Below are 21,538 nucleotides of genomic sequence, written 5' to 3'. Positions count from 1 at the left end.
GGTGCTTATGAAAAGAAATTTATTGTCTGTATTGTGTGTAGTATTGCTCTCATTGACTGCTTTTGCAGAGAACTATCCGTACAGAAGCGATGTGCTTTGGGTGACTGTTCCCAATCATGCCGACTGGCTTTATAAGACCGGTGAGGAAGCAACTGTTGAGGTTCAATTTTATAAATATGGTATTCCTCAGAATGGAGTTACGGTAAACTATGAACTGGGAGGGGACATGATGCCCTCAGAAATCAAAGGAACGATAGTTTTGAAGAACGGGAAGGCGGTTATACCGATGGGGACGATGAGCGAGCCCGGTTTTCGTGATTGCCGTATGACTGCAACCGTTGATGGTAAGACCTATAAGCACCATATCAAGGTGGGCTTTTCTCCCGAGAAGATACGGCCTTATACCCAAATACCGGCCGACTTCGGGGATTTTTGGAATAAAAACAAAGCCGAACTTGCTAAAGTCCCTTTGATATATACCAAGGAGTTGGTTAAGGAGTATTGCACGGATCAGATGGATTGCTATCTGCTGAAATTACAGGTAAATGAGCGAGGTCAAGCCATTTACGGTTATCTGTTTTATCCAAAGCATGCAAAGGAGGCGTCCTGTCCTGTGGTACTTTGTCCTCCGGGAGCAGGCATCAAAACGATTAAGGAGCCTTTGCGTCACAAATATTATGCAGAGCACGGCTGTATCCGTTTTGAAATAGAAATTCACGGTTTGAATCCGAAAATGCCGACAGAAGATTTTAAAGATATCAGCAATGCTTTCAATGGCAAGGAGAACGGTTATTTGAATAATGGACTTGACAACCGCGACAATTACTACATGAAGCGTGTCTATATGGCATGTATCCGCAGTATCGACCTGCTTGTTTCACTACCCGAATGGGATGGAAGAAATGTGGTTGTGCAAGGTGGCAGCCAAGGCGGTGCTTTGGCTTTGGTCGCTGCCGGTCTTGACCCTCGTGTCACGGCATGTATCGCCAATCATCCGGCGTTGAGCGATATGGCCGGATATATGGCGGGACGTGCGGGGGGCTATCCGCACTTTCTCCGGGTGGCGGGAATGGATACTCCCGATAAGCTGAATACGATGGCTTACTATGATGTGGTGAACTTTGCCCGCTCTATTAAAGTGCCTACTCGTATGACTTGGGGATATAACGACGATGTTTGTCCGCCTACCACGAGTTATGCGGTATATAATGTATTGCAGTGTCCGAAGGAAGCATTGATTACTCCGATTAATGAACATTGGACATCAGAAGATACCGAATACGGACATCTGACATGGATGTTGAATCATCTTCGGTAAGAGGATGGTTCAGTAAAATCGAAAGGCGCGGATTTCACAGAATCTCACGGGTTAGGTTTTAACCTTCCGTGCCAATCTGTGAAACCAGCGCCTAAAAGTTATAAGTGGATTTCAGTACATTTCCTTAGATTCTTATTTTTCTTCTGCCCACTCTTTGGCACCTCTCTCTTTCAGTTGAGCGGTAAAAGCTTTTGCTTTTTCCATAGAGGCAGCCTCTTCTTCAGGAGTGGCATAGGCATGTCTGTAACCTTTCACTACGTTCCATTCGCCACGTGTGAAGTCGGGGAACTCTACGGCGGCACAACCATTGTCCATCGAAATCTCGCCCAGTTCGGCCAGGCAGCACCATTCGGCCAAGTCATATACGTCCATATCCAAAGGCAATCCATTTTGCAGGCAATATATCAGACGGCTGTCCATGATGAAGTCCATACCGCCGTGACCGCCTACTTCCTTAGCCATTTCACCGTATTTCTTCAGAATGGGGTGTTGATATTTGGCTTCCAAAGCCGTTTTTTCTGCTTCCGGCAAGAATCCGTGAGAGTTCAAGTCGTCTACCTTGGGTTGTACGCCCGATGCTGCCAGTTGGGCTGCATCCAAAGCATATCCTGCAATGGGGTATTTGTTGGCAAAACCTTTAGTACCCGTAAGTTGATAAAGACGGTTATAGGGTTGCGGCGTCATTACGTTGTGTTGAATCTCGATTACCTTGCCATTGGCTGTGCGAATCAAGGTCGTGGTGTGATCGCCGTTGCGGAAGTTGTTGCAAACAGAATCCGTACGTTCCTTAACCAATTCTGCACCGACAACCGATTTGGTGTCCATGGCTACCAACGTGGCCATGCGGTCGCCGCGATGAATGTCGAGTGCTTGTGCCACGGGGCCGAGGCCGTGAGTGGCATATACGTCACCGCGATGACGCATGTTGTAGTCCAGACGCCATCCTAATTTGTCGTTTTCTCCGTTTTTCCAATAATGATTCCAGAAGGGGGCCAAGTTGTGAATATATGCACCTTGTGCGCGGATAACTTCACCAAACACTCCGTTCTGCGCCATGTTCAAGGCGTTCATTTCGAACCAGTCATAGCAACAGTTCTCCAGAATGAAACAATGTTTACGGGTGGTTTCGCTGAGGTTTATCAGATCCCAGCATTCTTGCAGATTCATGGCCGAAGGAACTTCTATGGCTACGTGCTTTCCGTTTTCAAGAGCGCATTTAGCCACAGGGAAATGGTGTAGCCAGTCGGCGGCGATGTACACTAAGTCTATATCTTCACGCTTGCACAACTCTTCGTAGCCATTTTCACCGGAGTAGATGGCTGCCTTTGGCATCGAAGCTTTCTTTAGATATTCCTGGCATCTTTCTGCACGTGATGCTTCATAGTCGCAGAGTGCCACTATCTGTGTACCGGGAATATATGTGAAACGTTCTACTGCACCCGGACCGCGCATTCCTAAACCTACGAATCCTACACGGACTACTTCCAGTTTCGGAGCAGTCAAGCCTATCGCACTTTTCTGACCGGCAGGACGTTCGGGAGACTTCACGACAATCGTTCCGTTTTTCCATTCCCATTGGGTTCCTTTTGCTGTGGTTTGCAGAGCGGTGGAAGTTCGGGTGGTGCATGCACCTAACACAAGGCATAAGCCTAACAATAAAATTCCGATTTTTCTCATGATTGTAAAATTTAAAGTTAGTTTTATAATAATCTATAGTTCTGTTATTGCTTTCTTCATGTCTTAATGTGGCAGGTATATCACATTTCTTTGATTAAAGGAATTCCTTACTGAAAATATAGCGATTGTCTTTAAGTATTTCCTCAATATATGTTCTGCAAAATTAACTAATTTCCTTTGGAACGGCAAAAGATTTTCGTACTTTTTGAGGAAATAGTCTTGTCTGTTCTGATACGGTTTTATAATGCTTTTTGAGATATTTATCGTGCAGGTTCTTCCTGCCTATCATTGAACTGATATTCATTGATGATAGGAACGATAACATAATTCTGAATTGTATCAATTATCTTTGCTTATATTTGATATCCAAAAGAATAAAATTCTTGTTATTAGGCTTACTTTGGTAATCGTTAATATTTGCAGAATCTGTTGTTGCAGAATTTCTACATAAATTTCTTTAATATTTTATGATATTGCAGAAGCCGATAAAAAATAAAAGTTTAATACCTTATAAAGAATACTCAAAATTTCAAGATGGTTTCTTATGTCCGCAATTTTCACTAGAATATTCTGTAGAATTTAATCTACCGCATTTAAGACAAATCCAATGCATTGGTTCAGTAATTACCAAATCATGAATTTGGCTAATTCCTGCAGTAGTGAGGTCTATGTAGCCTTCTTCTGTTCCACATTTTTTTCCGTCTATTCTATCTATAACTAATCTGGCTTCTCCTTGTTGATTTCCCTTAGAGAAAAGTACGTCTACTGCAAATTGATTTCTACCGGGATTCAGGTTTACGGAGATTGTTCTAAATGTAGCACTATTAGACGGATAGAGAAGTACCTTTCCTGCTAAACTCACCCAATAACTACCATTGCCGTTATAAGCAAAAATAAATGTATAAATTGTCGGTTTGGTACAAAAAATCTCAGCTTCAATGGAGCTTTCCCCCGTTAACGGTCTTGTATATTCTTTTATATTAGTAAAAAGAGTGTTAGTTGTAGAAACACGAGTCACCGACGTCTTATTCTCTGAGTTTATGGTCTGCTCACAGCTTGAAAAAAGAATAAAAGTGATTAAACTTATAGCATAAAAAAGTTTCATATTTAATATTTTTAAGAGGTGAAAAAGGAGGATTTACTTCACGAGTTTTTATGATGTAAAGTAAATCCTTCTTGCGTTTATCGATTTAGATTTATTAGAAAGAAATGTGGCTTAATTGCTTGTCGGATTTTGTGTCAGAGTACCCGGATATGAGTTAATGGCATCCTGAGGGATGTAATAAACTACACGATAATCTGTAGCCGGTATTTCGAGAGTTTGGGGATGGGCACCCGGATAGAAGCGCTTTAAAGTTCCTCCATTACGAAATACGTCATAGCTGCGCTCGGCTTGGAAAGCAAGTTCCAATTGGCGTTCTTTATCAATTCTTTCTCCGGCATTACTTACATCTAACGAAGCATATCCTCCATTTACTATAGCACGGTTACGTATTGTATTCAAGTCGGCCAATGCTAAATCATATTTCCCTTGTTTGGCATACGCTTCTGCACGGTTCAGATAAATCTCTCCTAAACGAGAGATCAGCGGAGAATGTAAATGGCATTCCGTGTTGTCTTCACGAGAGCATTTTGTTATGTAGAATTGTGGATGGCCATTGTTCAAAGAAATATACCAATCTATGAATCCTTCATAAGTTGCTCCTTCATACTCAATCGTATATATTCCCTGTGAGGCATTCACTGGTGTCAGCTTATATTTTGCGGCACTCGTTTCTTTCGAGGCTGCACAGTAAATATTTCCATCCGCCTGATGAGTCGTATAGAATTGAGCATATTGTTTGGTTGTGCTGTTGATTGGTCTGATGAAACGGAATACTTCTGTATAATTTCCATTACCGTCTTTGCTGTAAGTTGGCTCGATGAAAGCCGCACGGGCATCTACTATCTGGTAATGACTACCCGGACGCCAATCATTCCGTCCTGTTTCATTCAGCAAATTGATATACGTGGCACTGGAATACATTTCTCCCCAGCCCATACCGCCAAGATTGGCATACATGCCACCCACGGTATAGTAGTAATCGTAACCTGAATATTCTGAATCCAAACGCTTAATTGCAAAGATTGTTTCAGAGTTGTTTTCAGGAGCAAAAGTATTATACTTCATGAATTGCTCACGTGATAGTAATTTGTATTTACCGGATTCAATTACTTGCGTTGCAAAATATGCGGCAGAGTCGGCATAAGTAGCATCCGGGTTTTCATAAGTACCACTCATGTACAGATAAACGCGCGAGAGCATGGCTTGCGCCGCTTCTTTGGATGCATAGATAGCTCCCTTATTGGTTGATATCATTTTTGTTGCCTTTCTGAGGTCACTGATAACCTGTGCGTAAGTTTCTTTCACGGTGGCGCGGTCTGGTAAATTGAGATTTTGCATATCATCAGGTGTGCCATTCACAATAGGTACGCCAAGATTTTTCTCCGGATTCTGATAGTAGGGGCGTCCGTATGCGCGGCATAGATAGAAATAAAGCATGCCACGAATATAATAGCACTCACCCAGCTTACCATCAATTTCTTGACTCTGTCCTTCGGCTATCATGTTTATGATATTGGAAGCTTGGGCAATAGCTTTGTAGCTGTAGTCCCAGAAGTTTTGTAAACGATAATTTTGTGGAGTACGGCTAAATGAAATAAATTCATAAAAAGCATCGGTTGATGTATTACGTATGCAAATGTTGTCACCTGCATATTCTCCGCAACGGTGCATGGGGTCAGACCAATGTTTGAGCTGAGCATAACAGCCATTCAATAAAGACTCAAGTGAAGAGTTGGGATCTGCTGTGATTTTTTCTGCTGCCATTGAGCCATAAGGCAAGCGATCAATGTCACAAGCTGTGAATGATAGGGCAGCTAATATGATGAGAATTATTTTTTTCATATACTTGTCTTTTTAGAATGTAAGATTAATGCCAAACATGTATTTCCGTACAGAGGGGTAGATAGAAGGCCCTGCAGTTCCTATTACAGTACCGTCATCCTTGGCCGGCAGTTCAGGGTCAACGCCTGAATAGCTTGTAAAGGTCAGCAGATTCTCACCGGTGAAGAAGATACGCATATTCTGAATGTAATATTGAGGTAACTTCAGATTGTAACCAATGCTGATTGAGCGTAGTTTCAAGAAGTCGCTGTTCTCTATATAACGGGATGACATCTTATTGGAATTGCTTGTGTTCCCGTAAGTGGCGACAGGATGCGTGGCTACGTCTCCGTTCTTTTTCCATCGTGTCCACCCGTCTTTTAGTTTCATCTGGTTACGGTCGGAGTAAGCACCGTCTGCATCATATTCTTGGCGGGAATAGTTGTATATATGTCCGCCTAAAGAATATCCGAATACTGCACTGAAATCAATGTCTTTCCATTTCAATGCCGTGGAGAATCCGCCGAATACTTTCGGATTGGAAGTGCCGCACTTACGGTAAGCGGCATCTGCGTACTTGCTTGTCTTTTCTCCGTTTTTATCATACCATTGCGGCGCACCGTTCTCAGGGTTCACTCCTGCCCATTCCGGCATCCAGTAGGTATCTACCGGGGAACCGACTTCTAAAACACGCTGTGCGCTACCGGCAATTCCGGAATTGTCGCTGATGATCATTCGCGCCGTACTGTATGTGCCGTCGGCTGCACGGGTCTGAAACAAGTCTTTCAACTTATTGCTGTTGTGGCCTAAATTGGCATCAATGCTCCATAACCAGTCCTTGGTACGGATAATATCTCCACCAATAGATACCTCAAAACCTTGATTTTGCATTTTGCCTACATTCTTATAAAGTCGGGTTACGCCTGTCAAACCGGAAATAGGTACAGCATACAAAATGTTGTCTGTGTTTTTAGAATACCAATCAAAGGTAAAACGGAAGCGGTCTTGCCACATTGATAAGTCCAAACCTATACCGATGGTTTTCGTTTCTTCCCAAGTCAAATCTTTATTTCCTATCTGGCTGATTAGGGCACCGGGAACACCGTCGTAACTATAACTTGAAGATACAGAGTAGAGGTCATATTGCGGATAAAGAGAATCCGGGCGATTTCCTACTGTGCCATAAGAAGCACGAAGTTTCAAGTTATTCACAAAATCCCATTTGAACCATTCTTCACGGTTGACATTCCAACCTGCACTGATAGAGAAGAAGTTACCCCACTTTGCATTGTCGCCGAAATTGGAAGCACCGTCACGACGAAGCGAAGCTTCTACCAGATACTTGTTATCATAGCTGTAATTTCCTCTGAAAAAGTAAGAATCAACAGCCCATTCTGTAATTCCTCCCTTTGCTTTTTCGGCTAATGAAGTGACATCCAATACTTCGAAACCGGAGATAAGTCCTGTTCCATTAACATCGAGTGTTTTACTCCAATAGTCTTTGAACTCGTGTGCTGCTAATGCTTGTATAGAGTGTTTGTCGAAATTTTTATTAAGGCGCAATATCTGATTGGTATAGCGGCGTGCGGCTTCCCATCTGTAATCGGATACGCGTCCTTGCACACTTTTACCGCCACTGGAGCGAGGGTCGGTATAGCTTTCACTTGCATAGGATATGTATTTGTAACTGTTCACGGAAGAGAGAGTCAGCCAGTCGGTCAGTTTGATGTCAAAGTCAAAATTTCCCATAAACTCAAGATAGCGGGAGCTGGATTTGTTTCCATAACTGAGGTCGAGCAGATAATTGGTTTGAGAGTTGTTTACCCAGCCGGAGTAACGATGTGGTACTAAATTCCCTTTTTCATCGTAAGGACTGTCCCAAGGTAGCATGGAATACATAGCTCCTACGCTGTACTGTGTGTCAGTGATATCGCGACGTGCTCCGGACAAAGAGGGTTTTACGGTCAACCACTTGAACGGTTTATAGGTGGCCTTTGTGCGAAAGTTGTAGCGGGTGTAATCATACCCCTTGACGGTACCCGTTTCGTCATACACACCGATGGATACGAAAGAGTTCAGTTTTTCATTTCCTCCCTGCAAAGAAACATTGTAATCTTGTGTAAACCCTGTTTTGGTAGCCAAATCCCACCAACTGAAATTACTGTTGCGCAAATCGGGATTCCAACGTGCGAAGTTTATACTGCCTGCATTGGAAAATGAATTATAATAGTCATATAATTCTGCCCCGTTCATCACCTCCAGATTCCCGTTGTTCAGGTTACTCACACCCAATTTGGCGGAAACATCGATACTCATCTTGTCAGTCCTGCCGCTTTTTGTGGTAACCACAATAACACCGTTGGCACCCTCGGAGCCGTAGATTGCGGTAGAAGAAGCATCTTTCAAGATAGTCATGGTTTCAATGTCGTTCGGATTCAACTGTCCGGCATCCGCCCCCACGATTACACCGTCAATGACCCATAGCGGTGCTGTCCCGCCATTCAATGTTACTTTACCGCGAATGACCACCGCACCCGAAGCACCCGGTTGGCCGGAACCCGGAGCCACGTATACACCTGCTGCTTTACCGTTCAACATATTTTCAACAGAAGGGGTAGTGATGTCTTTCAGCTTACTGCTACTCACTGTCTGCATGGCACCGGTCAAACTTTCTTTCTTTTGTACGCCATAGCCAACTACCACAACTTCTTCCAAGGCCTGAGCATCGGGAATCAATTTCACTGTCAGCTTTTCTCCGGCTTTCACGGAATGTTCTTGTGTTACATATCCGATAAAAGAAATTACCAATACAGAGCCTTGTGGAACGTCCAACGTAAATTTGCCGTCCAAGTCGGTCACCGTGCCGATTCCGGTCTGGCCTTTTACCACTACGTTGGCACCGGGGATGGTTTCCCCGTTCTCGTCAACTACTTGGCCGGTTACTTTAATCGTTGCATTTTGTTGTGGTTGAGGAGCGGTGACCGGAGACTTCTTTGCTACCGTAATCTGGCGGTCGTTCATCTTGTACTCAAGGTTCGTGGTAGAAGAGAGTTCTTGCAAGATTTCCGTCACAGCCTTTCCGCTTGTATTGACGGAAACTTTTTTCTCTAATTCCGGTAGCACATTGTCGGAATACAGAACGACATAGTTGCTGTTGCGCTCGATATGGTCAAGCACTTGCTTCACCGTTTGTGCCGTTGCCACTTTTTGCTCGTTCTCAGAACCTCGATAATCCGCAGCATAGAGGGAGAGCAAGCTGCCCTCTGTCGCTAAAAAAACGCATAATAATAGATAAATAGACATAAAACGACTATTTATCCGTTCGATAATCATTTCTTTTTTCATACTTTCGTACTGATTTTGGTTACTAAAAATAGATTGGATTAAAATCAATTCCGGTCGGGCAATACCTGCTATATTGCCCGACCATTCTTTATCCTTATTGGAGGGTGTTCTATGTCGATTCTTTTTGTGATTTCATGTTAGAACGTTTTAGGGTTAACAATATGTTTTTCTTTCTCATTGGTTTTCGTCTATATAGATTGCGTCTTTTCGAGAGGTGAATTCCGGAGCTAAGGTTTGTTTGATTGATTCCAGTACGGCGTCCAACTCTTCATTCAAATAAAGTTTTCCGAAGAAAGGAATATCTGCGATGGAAGGTTGACAGGTTATCGGACGTCCATAGTACTCTGTCAAATATCGCAATACCTCTTTCAGTGGTTTTCCGTTCAGCACCCATACTCCGTCTACCCAATGGATGTAGTCGAGCGCGTTTACTTTTTCTTTCTTTGCGATGCCCGCCTCGTTCAGTTCCACCCGTTCGTTGGGTTGCATCTTTATATGTCTTTCCTGATGGTCTTTTACGTCTACCGAGCCTTCTACCAGTACGACATCGGCCCGATTGCTTCCCTTACGTGCGGCAATGTTGAAAGATGTGCCCAATACTTCGACTTCGAAGGCGGAAGTACTGACTATAAAAGGCTTTTCCTTGTTGTGCGCTACTTTCAAGTAGGCTTCACCCTCTACAAAGATTTGTCGTTTCTTTCCTTTGAATGTGCGCGGATAAATCACCTTGCTGCCGGAATTTATCCATATACGGCTATTGTCGGCAAGCACAATCATGGAGCGGCGTCCTTTGGGTACGATGAGCTGGTTGTATTCTTCAGTTTCTTCCACGGCTTCTTCCACTACGGGCGCTTCATCTACTTTGGAGGAATTGACCTGTACCTGACCGCCCTGTGTGTAAGCCACTTGGGCATTGTTGGCTATCTCTATTTTTTTCTTGTCCGAAACCACCAGTGTCACTTCTTTTATCTCTTCATCACCCGTGTTGGCAAGCAGAAACTGCTCCATCTTGGCCTTTTCGTCTTCAACGTCTTTTCCTCCTTGATTAAGGAAATAGAAAAAGGCGAGCAAGAGCGCGATGGATGCTGCCACCAGTCCGCCATACAGCATAAGGGCCGTGCGCTTCTTGATACGGGGCGTTTGTTTGCCGGCCTGCTCTTCTATCTTCCGAAGCGCTTTGTCCCACACTTCGTTTGCCTCTGTCCGGGAAGGTGTGCACTCGTCCCATAAGAAAATCAACTTCTGCAAATCTTCTTCTTCCGATTGAGAAAAACTCTCATCGGGGCGGGCTGAACGGTTGTCCAAGAAAGAGGCCAACTGTTGGTATTTTTCGTTTTCTTTGTTCTTTTTATCTTCCATCTGTGTGACAGTGTTATTAATATGACGCAGCTTGTTTTAAAATCTCCTATTCCGAAAGATAGTTTTTTTTGTGCGGGTGGGAAAACGGGTCAGCCGGAAAGGCCCAATGGGGTGCTTATTTGTTTCTCCGATTTATTTTTCCAAGGCTGTTGCTATGTGTTCTAAGGCTTTGGCCACGTGTATGTTGATGGTCTTTACGGAGATGTCCAGCATCGTGGCAATCTCTTTATAAGGGAGTTTCTCTATCTTGGCCAGAACAAATACTTGCTTGCAGCGGGGTGGCAAATCGTTGATGGCTTTGTTGATGCGGGTCATCTCTTCCCGGCTGATGAGTCGTTCGTCGGGTGTCTGCAATTCGTCGGGCATGGTGTGTGCGGCCAAATCGTCCCATGAGACGAAGGTCATGGAGCCGGCTTTCTTGCGCAGGTAAGAGACAGCTTTGTTGTGGGTAATGGTCAGCAGCCATGCTTTTATCTTTTTTATTTCCGCCAGTTTATTTCTGTTCTGCCAGACTTCGACAAAGACATCGCTCACAATATCTTCCGCTTCCTCTTTAGAGCGGACAAGGTAGCGCGCATAATACAACAGGTCGCCCGAATATGCCTCTACAAAGCTTCTGAAGAGCTGTTCGTCCATGTCTGTTATATGATTATGCGGAAACATCTATTCTATAATTGTAACGAATTACGTGCAATATTCGCTAAAATACTTGAGGTATGCAAGGATTTGGGATAGAAATGGCCGGTTGCGATATGTGATGCATGCCTGCACGATGTGTGGCAGTTGTGAAACGGTGTTTACGGCCTTATTTGTTCCCATGTATGGAGAAGCCACTTCCCAATACGACTGAGGCTGCCTCACTCGTATTGGGAAGTGGCTTCAGTTGTATTGGGAAGTAGGGTCTCATCCTTAGGGAATGGGTGAAACTAAAAGTTTCATGGTGGCGAAACACGTGTTACTTCAGCCATTTGTTGAAAAAATCCAAAGTTTCATTTTGCATCTCTTGGCTGAAAAAATGTTTCTCATCCCAGATTTTGGTGACAAGACGATTTGCCGCATGCCGGCTCTTCCATACGGACTGCATGGTGGCATAGGCGTCTTTCACTCCGGCTATCGGGAATAGCTTGTCTTGTGTTCCGTTGAAGAAGAGGGTGGGCTTGGGGCAGGCTATGCTTGCGGTATGGGGGTAATCCAGATAGCGGCGCAGGCCGGGGATGAGCATGGCGTAGGCCGAACCGCCTTTGTTCTGGTTATTGTTCGGCGTCATCAGGCTGTCTGTGGTGTTCATCCAGCATATCGAGGCGGAGGCCTTCACGCAGTCGGTGAGGGCGGACAGCATCCATGAACGATAAGCCCCCATGGAGAAACCGAGGCATCCCACTCGCTCTTTATCGACAAAGGGCAAGGAAGCAAGAAATTCGGCGCTGCGCACGTCGTCCATATGGATAAATGCGCCCCAAGAACTGCCCATTTGCAGGAAATTGGATGCAAGTGCCTGCTGTCCGTCATAGTCGACGCCCTCCTTTCGACCGCGTTCTCCCCAAAACAAGGCGTCGATGGACAGAACGGCATAGCCGTGGGCTGCAAAATAATCGCCCACATACCGGCCGTCGTAACAACGTTCTGCCCAGTCGTCGGCATCGGCCAATGTTTCCGGCGCTACATGGAAGGGGCGTATCATCTTCTCCTTGCCGATGGAGAAAAGGGCGCCGTGGTCGTGCAGCACGACGATGGCGGGGAAAGGTCCCTCGCCATCGGGAACCAGCAGATAGGCGGGGATGCGGCACCATGCAGAGACGTTGAAGCGGATTTTATGCGCTTTGTATCCGTTGCGAGATTCTGTGTCTACGGTTTCCATGTCATAGCTTTGCGGGGCGGGAGTAAGGTTTTGCATGCATTCCGTCAGGATGTTGCGGGCTTCTGCACGCCATCGGTCAAAATCCTTTGTCGGCGAGTTGCCCCATGCCATGGGGTAGGTCAGCTGCCGCTTCAGTTGTTCATAGAAAGTGGGCATGTTCTTCACTGTCCCGTAAGGGATGGTGTCGGTTTGTGCGGAGGCGGTGGAGTGCATAAGGAGGAATAGGCAGAAAAGAATGGTGGTGTATCTCATGGCTTGGCGGTTTGTCTGTGATTATTAAATAAAAAACAAAGATACGATAATTCTCTATGAAATATGTATCTTTACCGCACAGAATGGACTGATTATGGCAAAAAGAATCTTATATCTGATTACGAGTTTGATGTATGTATGGACTGTCTGCGCGCAGCCCGATTGTTTTTTAACTCATTATTCATCTGAGGACGGCTTGTCTCAAAACACGGTGATGGGCATCTTGCAGGACAGCAGGGGGAACATGTGGTTCTCCACTTGGGATGGCCTCAACCGCTTTGACGGATATACATTCAAAACGTATAAAGCGAGGCTGGGCAACCAAATAGCATTGACCAATAACCGTATAGACCGGATGTATGAAGACCGGTATGGTTTTCTCTGGCTTCTGACTTATGATAACCGCGTCTATCGTTTCGATCCCCGCACCGAGATATTCGAGCAAGTGCCTTCGGGAAATGCAGGAGGAAGCGCTGCCACAATAACGTCTATCAAGCTTCTACCCGGTGGTGTCGTATGGTTGCTTACCGAAAAGGAGGGAGCGATTCGGGTCGTAACGTCGCCTGACACTTACAGGCTCACTACGGAATGGTATGCTGCGGAAACCGGTCTGTTTCCGGCCGTACGCGTACGCGAGGTGTATGAAGACCTTTCCGGCCATGAGTGGATGCTGACCGACAATGGATTGGGCATGCTTGTGTCCGGAAGGAAAACGCCCGTGTCTTTTTTTACGGAGACGGCAGAAAAAGAAACGAAGGACGGACAGCCATTCTATGCTTGTCTGGAGCAGGGCGATGAAATACTCTTTGGGTCGGAGAACGGGCGTATATGGTGCTACCGGAAGCCGACGGGCAAGTTTAGCCTGTTCCGACTGCCGGGTACTTCAAAAATCGTATCTATCAAGAAACTGAATGAACACGAGATACTTATAGCCACCGCTACCGACGGCTTTTACGTGTATCAGTTCCGTACAAAGACAACGAAACATTATGAGGCGTCCCGCTTGCCGGACGCTCCTGTTCATTCCGTCTATGTGGACAAATATTCGGAAGTGTGGTTTGAACAGCACATACCGGGTATCGTTGTACATTTTAATCCCCAAACACAGGTGCTGAAAACCGAAACCATCGCCGTGGAACCTACCAGTACGGACCGTTCGCGCCCGGCTTTTCATGTACATGAAGACATCCACGGTATGGTGTGGGTACATCCTTACGGAGGAGGATTCTCCTATTTCGACAGAAAGCAGAACTGTCTGCGTCCTTTCTATAATAGTTTGGCGGACGGCAACTGGCGTTTCTCCAATAAGATTCATGCCGCTTTCTCGGACAGGCAGGGCAATTTATGGATGTGCACCCACTCAAAGGGTTTGGAGAAAGTGACTTTCCGTCCCCCGCAATTTGAGATGATTACCCCTGTGCCCCATCATTACGAATCGTTGAGCAACGAGGTGAGGGGACTTTGCGAGGACAAGGAACACAATCTCTGGGTAGGCCTGAAAGACGGCAAACTGAGGGTGTATGATAAAAATCGTAAGGAGCGGGGCTATTTGACGGAGGAAGGCGTAATATCACATACCGGTGTTCCGTTGCGGGGGAATGTTTATTTCATCTTACAGGACAAAAAAGGCAGCCTTTGGATTGCAACGAAAGGAGACGGTTTGGTAAAAGCCGAACGGAAAGGCGATGCACGTTATGAACTGACACGTTACAGGTATCGGAGGGATGATATTTACAGTTTGAGTGACGATAACGTTTATTGTGTGTACGAAGACGCTCGCGGGAGAATCTGGGTGGCTACCTTTGCCGGCGGTGTAAACTACATGACGCATGACAAGGAGGGGAAGGAAATCTTCGTCAATCATCGCAATAACCTGAAGGGTTATCCCATAGACGATTGCTACAAAGCACGTTTCATTACCGGCGATGGTCGGGGGCATATCTGGATTGGCACAACCGTGGGAGCCCTGATGCTGAACGAAGATTTCGCTTCTCCGGAAGATGCCGTTTTTCATCATTACGTGCGTGTGCCGGAAGATATACATAGCTTGAGCAATAACGATGTTCACTGGATTATCTCCACCCGGAACAAAGAGCTTTATCTGGCCACCTTCGGCGGAGGGTTGAACAAGCTGGTTTCTCTGGACTGGGACGGCAATGCCCGGTTCAAATCTTACTCCGTACAAGACGGGTTGCCGTCCGATGTGCTTTTGTCTATAATCGAGGATGGCAGTGCCAATCTTTGGATGAGTACCGAGAACGGTATCAGCAAGTTTATTCCTTCGGAAGAAAGATTTGAGAATTATGATAATAAAGGTGTTTTTTCCCGGGTACGTTTCAGCGAGGCGGCTGCTGCCTGCACTTCTCAGGGCAATGTCCTGTTCGGTGCAAGCAACGGCATCTTTGTGTTCAACCCCGATTCCACACGCAAGAGCGATTACGTTCCTCCCATTGTATTATCCGGTCTGTTGCTTTCCAATGAGAATGTAATGCCCGGAGAGAAGTCGGTCTTGAAGCAAAGTCTGGACGACACGCGCAAACTGGAGCTGTCTCACAAAGAAAATATCTTCACCATTCAATATGCGGCGCTCGATTACTCGGCTCCGTCCGAGATTCAGTATGCCTATATTCTGGAGGGATTTGAAAAATCATGGAACTATGTGGGTAAACAACGGATGGCTACATATACGAATCTTCCCAAAGGAGACTATGTCTTTAAAGTGCGCTCGACGAATGCCGATGGAGTATGGGTGGATAATATCCGTACACTCGATATAGAGGTACTTCCTTCGTTTTGGGAAACGCCTTTTGCCTATGCCCTCTACATCTTGTTGGTGCTGCTTATTATCATTACGGCGGTATATATCTTGTTCACCATCTACCGGTTGAAACATCGGGTAGATATGGAACGGCAAATGGCTGATATGAAATTGCGTTTCTTTACGGACATCTCCCATGAATTGCGCACCCCCCTGACTCTGATTTCAGGCCCTGTGGAGCATGTCTTGGCGAATACCACACTGCCGGATGACGCTCGCGAGCAGCTTCTGGTAGTAGAGCGCAATACCAACCGCATGCTTCGCCTGATTAATCAGATTCTCGATTTCCGCAAGATACAGAACCGGAAAATGAAGATGCAGGTGCAGCGCGTCAATGTCGTGGCGTTTACCCGTAAGATTATGGAGAGTTTTGATGCCATGGCCGAAGAGCATCGTATCGACTTTTTGTTTGAGACGGAGAAGGAAGAGCTTTATCTATGGGTGGATGTCGACAAGTATGAAAAGATAGTGTTCAACCTGTTATCCAATGCGTTTAAATACACCCCTGACGGGAAAATGATAACGGTCTTTGTTCGTGAAGAAGAGAAATCCGTATCTGTCGGGGTGGAAGATCAAGGCATCGGCATTGCCGAAAACAAGAAGAAGTCAATCTTTCTGCGGTTTGAGAATCTGGTAGACCGAGGGTTGTTTAATCAGTCGAGTACAGGAATAGGCCTGTCGTTGGTGAAAGAGCTGGTTGAAATGCATAAAGCCGTGATTTCCGTTGACAGTAAGTTGGGCGAGGGCAGTTGTTTTAAGGTCGATTTCCTGAAGGGTAAAGAACATTACGATGACGGAGTGGAGTTCCTTCAGGATGATGCGGCGGCAAGAGTGGAAATGGCAGGGCAGGTGATGGATGCGGATGAAGCGGTTCATTCGCATACGGCAGAACAAGAAGAATTGCAGGAACAAGAGGATGAAGAGGCGGCAGTGGATAAGGAGACCATGTTGCTGGTGGAAGATAACTCGGAATTACGGCTGTTCCTGCGCACAGTTTTTGCATCCGAGTATCGGGTTGTGGAGGCGGTAGACGGTGTGCAAGGGATGAGCAAGGCCCTGAAGTTCCTTCCGGATATCATTATCAGCGACGTGATGATGCCGGAAAAAGACGGTATCTCCATGACCCGCGATTTGCGAGCCGATATGACCACCAGCCACATTCCCATTGTTTTGCTGACGGCAAAGACCTCCATGGAAAGTAAGGTGGAAGGGTTGGAGTTCGGTGCGGACGATTACATTACGAAGCCTTTCAGTGCGACGTATCTGAAGGCGCGTGTCAAGAATCTGTTGATGCAACGCCGTAAACTTCAGGAGCTATACCGGGCTGATTTAATCTCTTCCGGAACAGCAGCCTCGTCTCTGACGGCGGAAGGAGCAGAAGAACAAAAAGCTCCGGAGCTATCGCCTAATGACCGCAAATTTATGGATAAACTGCGGGAACTGATGGAGAAGAATATGGATAACGGTGATTTGGTTGTGGATGATTTGGTGCAGGAGTTGGCAGTCAGCCGTTCTGTTTTCTTTAAGAAGCTGAAGACATTGACAGGTTTGGCACCGATTGAGTTTATTAAGGAAATGCGTATCAATCGTGCCGTTCAGCTCATTGAAACCGGCGAATATACCATGACTCAAATCTCCTATATGGTGGGCATCAACGACCCGCGCTATTTCAGCAAGTGCTTCAAGCAGAAGATGGGGATGACCCCGACGGAGTACAGGGATAGAGGAAAGAATGGATAGAATATTCCTTTTTATGCAGGATTTAAGTCTGAAATACATGGAAGAATACTTGGCGAACAGTCTTGGAAAAAGGTTCGGAAGCCTGTTTGTTTTGCTTTTCTTATGCCTGCTCTCATTACGGGCAGGGGCAAACAAAACGCCTTACTATCACTTCAAGCAATTGTCTATCAACGAAGGTTTGCCTTCGTCCGTCACCGCACTGTACGACGATGGCAGAGGGTCTTTATGGATAGGAACCAAACAGGGCGTATATCGGTTCAACGGAGAGAAGATAAGGAAATATATCGCAGATGGGTGTGATATGGTCGGCGTTGCCAATAATCTCCACCACGTACTGCACATACAAGGGGATAAAAGCGGACGCATCTGGTTTACCACCATCGGCGGGGTACTTTGTTACGAACTGGAGCAACGAGACCTGAAGCCGTTGTTTCGAGACGGAAAGCCGGTAGCGGCCAATCATGTCGTACCCCACGGAGATCAGGTCATTGTGCCCGTGGCAGACTCTTTGCTGATTTACGATCTGAACAAAGCGCCGCTATATGCCATTCCCTTTTCATTGCGGGGAGTACGTCCGGAGCAGTTGCTGCCCTATGATGAAGAGCACTTTCTGATGAACGACTCATCCGGGCGGTTGATGTTGCTGAACAAGCGAAACGGAAACATCATTGCGGCACCCATGCAGGGAGATGTTTCGGCGGTGAATTACCTCTATCGGGACAAAAAGGAGCACTACTGGATTGCCTGTTACGGCAGGGGGGTGAAGTGCTATGCGCACGATGGCACACTGCTGGCGGAGTATAACCGTTCCAACGGCAGGTTGAATAACGACATCGTGCTCGACATCAAGGAGTGGGGAGGCGCTCTTTGGATGGCTACGGATGGCGGGGGTGTCAATGTGCTTTATACGGATACCGGAACCGTGCAGCACATCACTGCGCAAAACTCTCCCAATTTCCCTGCCAACTCCGCCACCTGCCTTTGTCCCACGGACGACTATTTGTGGATAGGTATGGTGCGCGAAGGTGTACTCGGCGCACGAAAGAGTTTTATCAAGACCTATACCAAGGCCTCGTTGAATCCACGGCTCGGGCTGTCGGACAAGTGCCCTTTGTGCCTTTGGGAAGAGAGTGACGGAACGCTTTGGATAGGTACGGATGGTGGGGGAGTGAACCGCTTTTCGCCTGATACGGAAGAGTTTGTACACTATCCGGCCACGGAGGGCGAAAAGATTGTTTCGCTTTGTCCCTTGTCGGACACCGAGCTGTTGCTCTCCAGCTTTACACGCGGACTTTTCGCTCTGAACAAACGCACGGGTGCTTATCGGCGCATCGCTTTGCCTGATAAGGAAATACAGAGGAGGCTGGAGGCTTCGGGAAGTCCCGTCAACCTGCGCCCTACCTCTGACGGAGGGATTGAGATTTACGGTTCGGCCGCCTATCGCTATCATCCTCATAAAGGATTGTTGACACCCATACGCACCGGCTTGCCCCGGACGGCTCCTTCGTGGATATACATAGGTACGGCGGGAACCGAAGATTATTATCACGACCGCACACGTATCTTCTGCCACAACCGGGCTACCGACAGCTTCCGATACGTCGTAGAGCGTGCTGTCAACCGAATACTGACCGCCGCTCTCGGCTCGGACGGAACGTTGTGGTTTGCCGAACCCGGAGGTGTGAGCCGTCTTTTACCCGGAAGGCAGAAACCGGAGAACATCGTTCTTCCCGATGGCAATGATTTGGTGACTTCGTTGGTTGCCGGACGCGACGGTACGGTGTGGATGGGTGCGGTAGGCGTGCTGTATGCCTACGACCCACAACGGCGGCATTTCGTCATTTACAGCGAGACGGACGGCGTGTTGCCCAACGATTTCCTGCCCAAGCCTGTGCTGAACGCTCGCGACGGTAGTGTCTATATGGGAGGCTCCGAAGGACTGTTGCGCGTGAACCCGGCACTGAAGGAAGACGCCCTTCCACGCATTCCGAGGCTGTTCCTGCAAGAGGCGCTTTTGGAAGGTGCGCCTGTGGCTCTGCCGTCCGACGGAATGATGGAAGTGGAGAATGGTTTCACTTCGCTCAACCTCTCTGTAAGCCTCAGTGGAGCCGACCTGTTCCATAAACGCATTTATCGCTTCCGTATCGGCGGACTGAACGAGGGCTACATCGAGACTTCCCGTCCGAAGCTGACTTTGCAAACCCTTCCTCCGGGTACGTATCGCATTACAGGTCAATGCACTGCCGATAACGGCGAATGGACCGGACTTTTCCCGTTGCTGACACTTACCGTGTTGCCCCCGTGGTGGCTACGCACTCCTTTTCTTGTGGCGGTGGGTGTGCTGTTGCTGTTGGCGGCGGTGCTTGCCATTCGTGCCCGCGAGAAGCGGATGCAAGATGAGTTGAGGGAGAAAGAACGGATGATATACAAGGACAAGGTGCGTGCCCTGATCAATATCAGCCACGAACTGCGCACGCCGCTCACGCTGATTTACACGCCGTTGAAGCAGCTTGCCACCGGCCGGAACATTCCCCACGAGGTGCGCATCCGGTTGCGGGGCATCTTCAAGCAGACACGACAGATGAAGAACCTCATCGACATGATTCTGAACATACGGTGCATGGAGGTGGAGGAGAACATCCTGCGCATGTCCGCCGTTCCCTTCAACGAGTGGCTGGGAGGTGTGCTCGACGACTTCCGGATGGAGTTCGGCGAACGCGGCATCACCCTCCGCTTCGAGCCGGACCGGCGTATAGGGACGGTCTGCCTCGACCGTGCGCAGTGCGAAATCGTGATGAGCAACCTGCTGACCAATGCCTACAAGTTCAGCGAAGCAGACACGGAGACCGTTGTGCGCACCTCGTGCGAAGACGGCGGCTCATTCCTGCGCGTCACCGTCACCGACCACGGCATCGGGCTTCGCGACGAAGACCTTCCGCGTCTCTTCACCCGATTCTATCGCGGCGACCATGGTCTGGAGGGGACGGGCATCGGCCTCTCGTACGCCCGCCGGCTGGTCGAGATGCACGGAGGCCTCATCAGCGCGCATGCCAACGACGACGGCACGCACGGGGCCACTTTCTCGTTCACCTTGCCCCTCCGCACCGAGGCCGCTCACATCAAGTCGTCTCCCCGCATCGAGTTGCTGAACCGCCTTGCCCCCGACATGCCTTTGCCGAAGGTGGAAAATGTGCAATCGGTGGGGCAGGAGAAGTACCACTCGATACTGATTGTGGAGGACGACCGCGACTTGTGCCACTTGCTGGTGTGCGAGTTGCAAGCCCTCTTCGAGGAGGTCTACGAGGCTCACGACGGCTTGGAGGCGTTGCCCCTGCTTGCTTCCAAAGCGCCGCAGATTGTGGTGAGCGACGTCCGGATGCCCCGCATGGACGGCCTGAAGCTCTGCCGCCACATCAAGCAACGTCCCGAACTGGACTATATCCCCGTGATACTGCTCACCGCTTGTGCCGACGAGGAGGTGATGGAAGAGGGCTATAAGGCGGGTGCCGAAGCCTACATCACCAAACCGTTCGACATGGAGATGCTCAGCCTGCGCATACATACCATTCTGCATGCACGCCACATCGTGAAGGAACACTATCGGCCTGCCGCCGACTTGCCGGCTTCACCCGTTGCTCCGCGCAATCATCGTGACGAAGAACTGCTGCTGCGACTGCAACACATCATCTGCGAAAACATTGGCAACCCTGCGATGGACGTCTCCTTTCTTGCCTCCCACATGGGTATGAGCCGTGCCACGCTCTACAATAAGCTGAAGGGGGTGATGGACATCGGTTTGGGCGAGTATATCGTCCGTTGCCGCATGGAACATGCCATCCGCTTACTTCAAGAGACAGATTTGGGGATATCCGAAGTGGCCGAACAATCGGGCTTCCGCCATGCACGCAATTTCAGCACCCTCTTCAAGTCCGAAAAGGGGATGACGCCGGGGCAGTGGCGGAAGAATAGCGGTTGACGATTAGGGATTAGCGGTGGCAGACGGTGAAGGTGCTATCCCGTAGGGAGGAAGATGCGACACCGGCATGTTTACAACCTCCATAATTGAACGAAGAAGTGAATCTATACCATTAAACAAGTCTGTTTTAGCATATATTATATATATTTTTCTTCTTTATAGGGTTTGGAGGGAATGTCGTGTGCAATAAAACGCTATCTTTGCAACACGTTTTTTTCATAGAGATTTAGATTTAAGGTTAGAAGAATTGTGGAAGTCGTGAGACTTCC

The 21,538-nt window shown here is 47.6% G+C and carries 10 protein-coding genes; 3 read left to right on the top strand and 7 right to left on the bottom strand.

What is annotated here, in order from left to right; all coding sequences use genetic code 11:
* Positions 1-7 precede the first annotated feature (7 nt).
* Complete coding sequence (locus tag EV202_RS05825) at positions 8-1,318, top strand: acetylxylan esterase (RefSeq protein ID WP_131926022.1); 1,311 nt, start codon at positions 8-10, stop codon at positions 1,316-1,318.
* Between the two features lie 132 nt (positions 1,319-1,450).
* Here the strand turns inward: EV202_RS05825 and EV202_RS05820 are convergent, their stop codons facing one another.
* The 7 genes from EV202_RS05820 to EV202_RS05790 form a co-directional block, all read right to left on the bottom strand.
* Complete coding sequence (locus tag EV202_RS05820) at positions 1,451-2,995, bottom strand: Gfo/Idh/MocA family protein (protein ID WP_131926020.1); 1,545 nt, start codon at positions 2,993-2,995, stop codon at positions 1,451-1,453.
* 529 nt (positions 2,996-3,524) lie between these two features.
* Positions 3,525-4,100: a hypothetical protein gene (locus EV202_RS05815; protein WP_131926018.1), complete on the bottom strand. Its 576-nt coding sequence runs from the start codon at positions 4,098-4,100 to the stop codon at positions 3,525-3,527.
* Between the two features lie 111 nt (positions 4,101-4,211).
* A complete protein-coding gene (locus tag EV202_RS05810) occupies positions 4,212-5,942 on the bottom strand; it encodes a RagB/SusD family nutrient uptake outer membrane protein (RefSeq protein WP_131926016.1) in 1,731 nt (576 codons plus the stop codon).
* Between the two features lie 12 nt (positions 5,943-5,954).
* Positions 5,955-9,266 (bottom strand): TonB-dependent receptor, encoded by a 3,312-nt coding sequence (locus EV202_RS05805; RefSeq protein ID WP_131926014.1) that lies wholly within the window; start codon positions 9,264-9,266, stop codon positions 5,955-5,957.
* A 174-nt stretch (positions 9,267-9,440) separates the two neighbouring features.
* Positions 9,441-10,625, bottom strand: coding sequence for a FecR family protein (locus EV202_RS05800; protein WP_131926012.1), 1,185 nt, complete (start codon positions 10,623-10,625; stop codon positions 9,441-9,443).
* A gap of 132 nt (positions 10,626-10,757) precedes the next feature.
* Positions 10,758-11,288, bottom strand: coding sequence for an RNA polymerase sigma-70 factor (locus tag EV202_RS05795; protein ID WP_106040529.1), 531 nt, complete (start codon positions 11,286-11,288; stop codon positions 10,758-10,760).
* 292 nt (positions 11,289-11,580) lie between these two features.
* Positions 11,581-12,735: a dienelactone hydrolase family protein gene (locus tag EV202_RS05790; RefSeq protein WP_131926010.1), complete on the bottom strand. Its 1,155-nt coding sequence runs from the start codon at positions 12,733-12,735 to the stop codon at positions 11,581-11,583.
* A 94-nt stretch (positions 12,736-12,829) separates the two neighbouring features.
* On the opposite strand from EV202_RS05790, the gene EV202_RS05785 reads away from it, so the two are divergent.
* Entirely contained in the window at positions 12,830-17,293 is a 4,464-nt protein-coding gene (locus EV202_RS05785; RefSeq protein WP_131926009.1) for a hybrid sensor histidine kinase/response regulator transcription factor, read from the top strand.
* Positions 17,286-21,269: a hybrid sensor histidine kinase/response regulator transcription factor gene (locus EV202_RS05780; protein WP_234878247.1), complete on the top strand. Its 3,984-nt coding sequence runs from the start codon at positions 17,286-17,288 to the stop codon at positions 21,267-21,269. The genes EV202_RS05785 and EV202_RS05780 overlap by 8 nt, the downstream gene beginning before the upstream one ends.
* The last annotated feature ends 269 nt before the right edge of the window (positions 21,270-21,538 follow it).

This window comes from Prevotella heparinolytica (assembly GCF_004342845.1).
GTDB lineage: Bacteria > Bacteroidota > Bacteroidia > Bacteroidales > Bacteroidaceae > Bacteroides > Bacteroides heparinolyticus.
Note: the sequence above shows the minus strand (reverse complement) of the source record. Positions and strands in the feature narration are given on the sequence as shown.

Coding starts and splice junctions, on each gene's coding strand:
- EV202_RS05825 (WP_131926022.1), top strand. CDS start 8: ATGAAAAGAAATTTATTGTCTGTATTGTGTGTAGTATTGCTCTCATTG.
- EV202_RS05820 (WP_131926020.1), bottom strand. CDS start 2,995: ATGAGAAAAATCGGAATTTTATTGTTAGGCTTATGCCTTGTGTTAGGT.
- EV202_RS05815 (WP_131926018.1), bottom strand. CDS start 4,100: ATGAAACTTTTTTATGCTATAAGTTTAATCACTTTTATTCTTTTTTCA.
- EV202_RS05810 (WP_131926016.1), bottom strand. CDS start 5,942: ATGAAAAAAATAATTCTCATCATATTAGCTGCCCTATCATTCACAGCT.
- EV202_RS05805 (WP_131926014.1), bottom strand. CDS start 9,266: ATGAAAAAAGAAATGATTATCGAACGGATAAATAGTCGTTTTATGTCT.
- EV202_RS05800 (WP_131926012.1), bottom strand. CDS start 10,625: ATGGAAGATAAAAAGAACAAAGAAAACGAAAAATACCAACAGTTGGCC.
- EV202_RS05795 (WP_106040529.1), bottom strand. CDS start 11,288: ATGTTTCCGCATAATCATATAACAGACATGGACGAACAGCTCTTCAGA.
- EV202_RS05790 (WP_131926010.1), bottom strand. CDS start 12,735: ATGAGATACACCACCATTCTTTTCTGCCTATTCCTCCTTATGCACTCC.
- EV202_RS05785 (WP_131926009.1), top strand. CDS start 12,830: ATGGCAAAAAGAATCTTATATCTGATTACGAGTTTGATGTATGTATGG.
- EV202_RS05780 (WP_234878247.1), top strand. CDS start 17,286: ATGGATAGAATATTCCTTTTTATGCAGGATTTAAGTCTGAAATACATG.